We start from the raw sequence: 8,049 nt of genomic DNA on the forward strand, positions 1-8,049 counted from the left end.
CCATAAAACCCTATCAGGGATTGAAACTATCCCAGTAATAGCTGGGTTTATTACATCCGGTCGGAAAAACCATAAAACCCTATCAGGGATTGAAACGGCTCGCCGTCGTAGCAGGGGTATTTGTAGCCCGCCGGTCGGAAAAACCATAAAACCCTATCAGGGATTGAAACACAAGTCAACATTTAGTTGTAATTGAATGACAAAGCGTCGGAAAAACCATAAAACCCTATCAGGGATTGAAACGGATAACTGCCGATAAGTACCACGTACAAAATGCAGTCGGAAAAACCATAAAACCCTATCAGGGATTGAAACAAGCTCGATAACTTTACCCGTATCTGTCTCTACCGTCGGAAAAACCATAAAACCCTATCAGGGATTGAAACAATTGGCAGAGGAGAATGAGATTGAGACAATTGTGTCGGAAAAACCATAAAACCCTATCAGGGATTGAAACAAAAATACGGATACAGATAACAAATTCTTTGAAGGGTCGGAAAAACCATAAAACCCTATCAGGGATTGAAACTGGCTTCCGATTGATCATACTTGCGCTGATTTCTCGTCGGAAAAACCATAAAACCCTATCAGGGATTGAAACCAATAAAAAATGAAGCCCAAGCAATTAGCTAACGAAGTCGGAAAAACCATAAAACCCTATCAGGGATTGAAACCGGTGTTGGTTTCTTTGGCGATCGGCTCTGAAACCGAGTCGGAAAAACCATAAAACCCTATCAGGGATTGAAACGTACAACAGGTGACGCCTCTCTACGTTTTTTCATGTCGGAAAAACCATAAAACCCTATCAGGGATTGAAACCCAGAACTCAATAAGTGCTTGATCACACTTGCTGATGTCGGAAAAACCATAAAACCCTATCAGGGATTGAAACAGGGGAGCTAGCCAAAGGGCGATTGCCGTTCCCGTCGGAAAAACCATAAAACCCTATCAGGGATTGAAACAGCCAAGTAATAACCCGTCGCGTGTCGGAGCATAGTCGGAAAAACCATAAAACCCTATCAGGGATTGAAACCGGCGTATGGCGCAAGGGAGATTGACTACTACGTGAAGTCGGAAAAACCATAAAACCCTATCAGGGATTGAAACTCTTGCTTCCTCCGGTTTGCAGGCAATCGCTTTTTAAGTCGGAAAAACCATAAAACCCTATCAGGGATTGAAACCTGAGACACATCTCGACTGGAAATTAGGAATAATCCGTCGGAAAAACCATAAAACCCTATCAGGGATTGAAACTAGCTAATGGGCAATTAGAGCAAGTTAACGGAGTTGCAACGTCGGAAAAACCATAAAACCCTATCAGGGATTGAAACGAACTCTTGTTAACACTAAATCCTCATTGACAAGTCGGAAAAACCATAAAACCCTATCAGGGATTGAAACGAAAGCGTCTAAATTACGGTTCTTGAGGTATGTCACCAGTCGGAAAAACCATAAAACCCTATCAGGGATTGAAACTATTGGAAGCTACCTTAAACAACGATTGTCTTGAGCCGTCGGAAAAACCATAAAACCCTATCAGGGATTGAAACAATTTGATGCACCCGGTCGGAGAGTTTTGCTGCGTCGGAAAAACCATAAAACCCTATCAGGGATTGAAACTTATAGCACTGGTAGCCATTGTGAATAACAGAAGGTCGGAAAAACCATAAAACCCTATCAGGGATTGAAACAAATTCGAGATGCAGCCGACTCAGCCTACACGGATGTCGGAAAAACCATAAAACCCTATCAGGGATTGAAACTTGATTTTAGAATGTGTTAATTTAGCGATCGCTTGTCGGAAAAACCATAAAACCCTATCAGGGATTGAAACGCATGGACGGCGCTGGGGCTGGGCGGACTAATAAGGGTCGGAAAAACCATAAAACCCTATCAGGGATTGAAACCGCAGAAGGTGCGCCATATACGCTAAGTAGGGTTTCTCGGAAAAACCATAAAACCCTATCAGGGATTGAAACCCAAACACCGCGATCACTGTAGGCCGGCTTAGGCTGCGTCGGAAAAACCATAAAACCCTATCAGGGATTGAAACGCCAAATATCTTTTGTACCGGGAATGCCGGGGAGAAAGTCGGAAAAACCATAAAACCCTATCAGGGATTGAAACTTCATCCTCTGATTCGATTTCTATTTCAGTGAAGTCGGAAAAACCATAAAACCCTATCAGGGATTGAAACCGATGTCTGCGAACTGGACAATCATCACCCCAGTAAATGTCGGAAAAACCATAAAACCCTATCAGGGATTGAAACAGATACTTGACGCAATCACGATAATGACCTATAATACAGGTCGGAAAAACCATAAAACCCTATCAGGGATTGAAACGATCGCCTTGTAGTCCATCCCCTCTCCCACAACTTCAGTCGGAAAAACCATAAAACCCTATCAGGGATTGAAACGATGTTTATACAGTTTTAGATGAAAATACGGCTGAAAGTCGGAAAAACCATAAAACCCTATCAGGGATTGAAACTGGGACGCCAACGCCGATGTCGATACCCTCACAAGTCGGAAAAACCATAAAACCCTATCAGGGATTGAAACTGCCAGAAGCGACAGCCCCAGAAATAAAAGCCAAGTCGGAAAAACCATAAAACCCTATCAGGGATTGAAACCAAGCAAATTACTTAAAAAAATTGCACTCAAGTGGAAGTCGGAAAAACCATAAAACCCTATCAGGGATTGAAACCTGAATTAGAATTTGTCTTGATTGAAGCTACTGTCGGAAAAACCATAAAACCCTATCAGGGATTGAAACGACTGGAATATCAAGGTTGTGGAGTTCCACTAACTGTCGGAAAAACCATAAAACCCTATCAGGGATTGAAACCTGGACTTGCTAATGCTCCGGCTACCGAATACCGTCGGAAAAACCATAAAACCCTATCAGGGATTGAAACACTGAGGTGCGGCTTGCGTAGGGAAACAAAGTATCTTGCGTCGGAAAAACCATAAAACCCTATCAGGGATTGAAACGGAATTGCGTAATGCTATAATACAAGCAGACAAGCGTCGGAAAAACCATAAAACCCTATCAGGGATTGAAACATAAAATTAAGCAACAAACGCTCTTTAGAATATGGAGTCGGAAAAACCATAAAACCCTATCAGGGATTGAAACGGAATGAGCGAAGCTAAAGCCGGATTGCTCTTACAGGTCGGAAAAACCATAAAACCCTATCAGGGATTGAAACACAACTGTGCCAGCCGCTTGAGTTACGTGAGTCAAGTCGGAAAAACCATAAAACCCTATCAGGGATTGAAACTTTCTTTTTCTTAAGAAAATTTCTATAGAAAAGAGTCGGAAAAACCATAAAACCCTATCAGGGATTGAAACGTTGGAATCCGCTTCCATCAAGCGCCTAGTGGGTCGGAAAAACCATAAAACCCTATCAGGGATTGAAACTGATGAAGCCATGCACCTTAAGGATTGGATGATAGCCAACAAGTCGGAAAAACCATAAAACCCTATCAGGGATTGAAACAATCACTGCGTGCAACTAGAATACGAAGGAGGCAAGAGTCGGAAAAACCATAAAACCCTATCAGGGATTGAAACGATCTACAGATTCTCAACTCAGAAATTGATAGGCGAAGTCGGAAAAACCATAAAACCCTATCAGGGATTGAAACCGCCGCCCGGTGGAGGTGATGCCATGCTGTAAGCCTCCAGTCGGAAAAACCATAAAACCCTATCAGGGATTGAAACGTGGCGACTGCTTTGCCCTTCAACGATCGCATTGAATGTCGGAAAAACCATAAAACCCTATCAGGGATTGAAACAATTTATGGATTGATGCTGCTGTTGAAAATGTTGTCGGAAAAACCATAAAACCCTATCAGGGATTGAAACTTGCCTTGAAGTGGAAATATTGGGTGATTACAATGTCGGAAAAACCATATTTCCCGATATAAGGCTTGAAACCCTGTATTGGAAGGCTTTCGCCTCGGACAATGTAGCGGGAAAAACCATAAATCCCTATCAGGGATTGAAACAAAGTCCAAGCGCGCTGCAATAAACCTAAATCCCTATCAAAGATTGAAACTAAATCGGGTATGATATCATTTGCGGTTGCACTCAGACATGACTGTTGACTGTGACTCGAAAAACTGAAAATTACGCTGATATTTGTTGGCAGCTTGACTCGACTTTACCAGGACGGACTATGAAGCGCGGATTTGATATGATTCCCGCGCACCCGAAATTGAGATGAAGCAGCAAAATACAAATTAAGCCACAATAAACCTAAATCCCATTTTCACTTGAGATGACAGTGACAATTCGGCTTTTCAATCAAAGACTCAACCAAAGCATTCAAAGCAACCGCCGCCAACAACCCGCCACCAAAAGTCCCCACAGTCGTAATATAAGCAACGCCCGATCGCACTAACCGCCGTTTCGCCACCGGAGAATGACTAAAACCGATCGGCATTCCAATCACCAAAGCCGGTTGCAGTTGCCCATTCTCGATCGCCTCGCAAACCGCCATCAGCACAGACGGCGCATATCCTATCACCAATATACATCCTTTTTCCAGTTTCAACAACTTATCAAACCACTCACCCTGCTGCCAGAATTCCTGTTCCGCTTCCGCCGCAGCATTGACGTGCGGGTCATCAATTAAAGTTGCTATACTTGTTCCTAAATGCGCCAATCTTGTCCCATCCAAAGCCGCAAAAACAGGCGGCACATCAGCCACAATTTGACACTGATTTTTCAAAGCTTCCCGCGCCGATTTAATCGCCGTTTCGCTCAACTTCACAAACGGCAGCAGCGAACAATCTCCGCAGGCTAACACCAGTTTAGAAAGCAAGTCTACCTCAATTTCCGAGCGATCGGGCAAATCCGGCAACAAAAGCTGCAACGACTCCCCAAAATCCTCCGGGTGAGTGTGCGCCCCCGCATCCCAACCCTCCCAAAGTTGTTCCAACTCATCCAACCCCCCCTCAGTTTCCGCCTGCAACAGCCTTAATTGCGCCAAGGCGTCGGCTTGCACCGCTTGACAGGAAATATCCCGCCCCAGCAATCCTTCCAGCGCCGAAGCCGTTTCTCTGAGGCGAACAATTTGCTGAATAACCGACAGATATTGCCGTTGCAGAGTCGCCATCAGCGCGTCTGGCGAAGCATCCGCGTCAGTTTCTAACAGTTTGCGGATGTGAGACAGTTGAAAGCCTTGCTGCTTCAGTGCGACTATTCTTTGGAGTCTTTGCACATCGCTGCGGGTATACAATCTATAGTTAGAGGTCGATCGTACCGCCGGAGATAGCAGCCCCAAAGCGTGATAATGTCGCACCATCCGAGGGGTAATTGTGCCTTTTACCGCTTCTGTAAGTTGTTTGATTGTCAGGTATTCTTGCATTGGATTTTGGGAATTTTGGAATTGTATATTTGATTCTCGAATTCACCCAGATTCCGCCGGGGAATGAATTCCCCGTCTCATAGCAGAAGTCGGTTAAAACCGACTAAAACATTAAATTCACTTCTCAGCCATCTTCAGTCCTCTTTCAGAGGACTTGCGCTATGAGACAGGGAATTCATTCCCTGTCGGACTCGGGAACTCAACTATTCTTTTTGCATTGAATTTTGGGAATTTTGGATTGTACATTGGGCTCTCGAATTCACCCAGAGTCCGCCGGGGAATGAATTCCCCGTCTCATAGCAGAAGTCGGTTAAAACCGACTAAAACATTAATTAAATTCAATTCTCAACTCTCTTGAGTCCTCTTTCAGAGGACTTACGCTATGAGACAGGGAATTCATTCCCTGTCGGACTGTCGGACTCTGGGACTCAACGAGGGGCGAGTTGATGCTGGATTTATTTTGGTTTCACTCTTGACATTGACATTAATGTCAAGGTTTAGGGTAAAGGAGTCATTCTACCAAATCAAATTTCCCCAATGACTCCCAATTCCCTCCCCATTTCTCGCCTCTGGCGCCTCGCCACAGAACATCCCGACGCTTTAACAGCCGCCCTGTGCGGAATTCTAGTAATCTTGGGTTCGCTAGCCCTGCAACTCGGCTGGCTGGGTGTAGCCGTGTTAATCTTACCCGCGGCTTATGTTATCGGCGGCTATTCCAGCACCCGCGAAGGCTTAACTACGCTTTTTCAAGAACGCGAATTAGATGTAGATTTGTTAATGATTGTCGCTGCTTTGGGCGCGGCTGGTTTGGGGCTGTGGCGGCAAGAATATCATTTAATTGTTGACGGTGCGGTGTTGATTTTAATCTTTGCAATTAGCGGCGCCCTTGAAGGTTATGCTATGCAGCGGACTGAACGCAGCATCCGCAGTTTGATGAGTTTGACTGCAGATACTGCTAGGGTGGTAATGTACGGCGGGGAACGGTTCGTTGCGATCGACAAATTGGAAATTGGCGATTACATTTTAGTCAAGCCCGGAGAAATCATCCCCACAGATGCGATAATTATTGAAGGCTACAGCGCGATCGATCAAGCCTCGATTACCGGCGAATCGATGCCCGTGGAAAAAACCAGGGGCGATGAAGTCTATGCAGGTACAATTAACGGTGTCGGCGCGCTGAAACTCGAAGTTCATAAAACTCCCGAAAGCAGCTTAATTCAGCGAGTGATTCGGCTAGTCCAAGAAGCGCAAACAGCAGCGCCGCCTTCTCAAATGTTTGTGGAAAAATTCGAGCGCGGTTATGCTAAATTAATTGTCGGTTTAGGCTTGCTTCTGGCAACTTTGCCGCCCTTTGTTTTGGGCTGGAATTGGGAAGAGACAATCTATCGGGCGCTGATTTTCCTAGTAGTCGCATCCCCCTGTGCGCTGATGGCTTCGATTATGCCGGCGCTGCTTTCGGGAATTGCTAACGGGGCGAGACAGGGAATTTTGTTTAAAAGTGGCGCGCAATTAGAGATGATTGGTAAAGTAAGGGCGATCGCCTTTGACAAAACCGGAACTCTCACCACGGGAAAACCTGAAGTTATCCAAATTGTACCAGCAGCCGGATATACTGAAACAGAAGTTCTGCAATTGGCTGCCGCCCTAGAAGCTCATTCCGAACACGCGATCGCCTCTTCAATTGTCAGCGCCGCCCAGCAGCAACAATTACAATTGTCAACCGCTACCGATGTACAAGCAAAAATCGGTCAAGGAATTGTCGGCAAAGTCAACAATCAAATCATTGCCATTGGTAAAGCCGAATTTGTCGAAGCAACTTCCGAATTAGCTCAAATCAGCCAGCAGTTGCAAGCAGAAGGTAAAACAGTTGTTTGGGTAGCAAAGGGCGCTCAGCTTTTGGGAATCATTGCCGTAGCAGATACCCTCCGCCCCGAAGCAGCAGCAACGGTAAAACGCTTGCAAAAATTAGGTGTAGAACATATAATTATGCTAACCGGCGACAACGAGCAAACCGCTCAACACATCGCCCGCCAATTAGGCATCAAAGAAGTGTACGCCGAACTTTTGCCAGAAGACAAAGTGCAGGCAATTAAACAACTGCAAACCCAGTATCAAACTGTAGCAATGGTAGGAGACGGCATCAACGACGCCCCCGCCCTCGCTCAAGCTTCCGTCGGCATTGCCATGGGAATTTCCGGCAGCGATGTTGCTTTAGAAACTGCTGATATAGTATTAATGGCAGATAAGTTAGAGCAACTAGCTAAAGCAATTAGTTTAGGCCGCCGCGCTCAAAAAGTTGTCAAACAAAACATTGTTTTTGCACTCAGTTGCATTGTGCTGTTATTGGCGGCTAATTTTTTCGGAAATATCACCATGCCTTTCGGCGTCATCGGTCACGAAGGCTCTACAGTAATAGTAACCTTAAGCGGTTTGCGACTGCTGAGAAATTAGACACGAAAAACAGCTAAAGTCGAGGCAGAGTAAGAGTGAAATGCGTTCTAAGGCAGATCCTATTGGTGACAATTTAACGTTAAACTAACCGTCTCTCTTGTTTATATCGAAGCCTAGATCCCCCCTAACCCCCCTTAACAAGCTATGCCTTACTCACATCTTTCTTAACAAAATCAGGCTTGACATCTGGGGGGGAATGGGTGGAAACTAATTTC

General features: G+C 45.1%; 2 protein-coding genes and 1 CRISPR repeat array (1 of these 3 running past the window's edge). Of the genes, one reads left to right on the forward strand and one right to left on the reverse strand.

The features are described 5' to 3' along the window. Nucleotides 1–3,876: a CRISPR direct-repeat array (repeat unit 37 nt; unit sequence GTCGGAAAAACCATAAAACCCTATCAGGGATTGAAAC); it begins 445 nt to the left of the window's first position. Between the two features lie 406 nt (nucleotides 3,877–4,282). Further along, on the reverse strand, nucleotides 4,283–5,383 hold the full coding sequence (locus tag QUB14_RS19150) for a precorrin-8X methylmutase (RefSeq protein ID WP_333218627.1): 1,101 nt from the start codon (nucleotides 5,381–5,383) through the stop codon (nucleotides 4,283–4,285). 537 nt (nucleotides 5,384–5,920) lie between these two features. Between QUB14_RS19150 and QUB14_RS19155 the strand changes: the two genes are divergently transcribed. Further along, entirely contained in the window at nucleotides 5,921–7,834 is a 1,914-nt protein-coding gene (locus tag QUB14_RS19155) for a heavy metal translocating P-type ATPase (RefSeq protein ID WP_333218628.1), read from the forward strand. The last annotated feature ends 215 nt before the right edge of the window (nucleotides 7,835–8,049 follow it).

This window comes from Microcoleus sp. B3-D2 (genome assembly GCF_036705345.1).
Taxonomy (GTDB): Bacteria; Cyanobacteriota; Cyanobacteriia; order Cyanobacteriales; family Microcoleaceae; genus Microcoleus.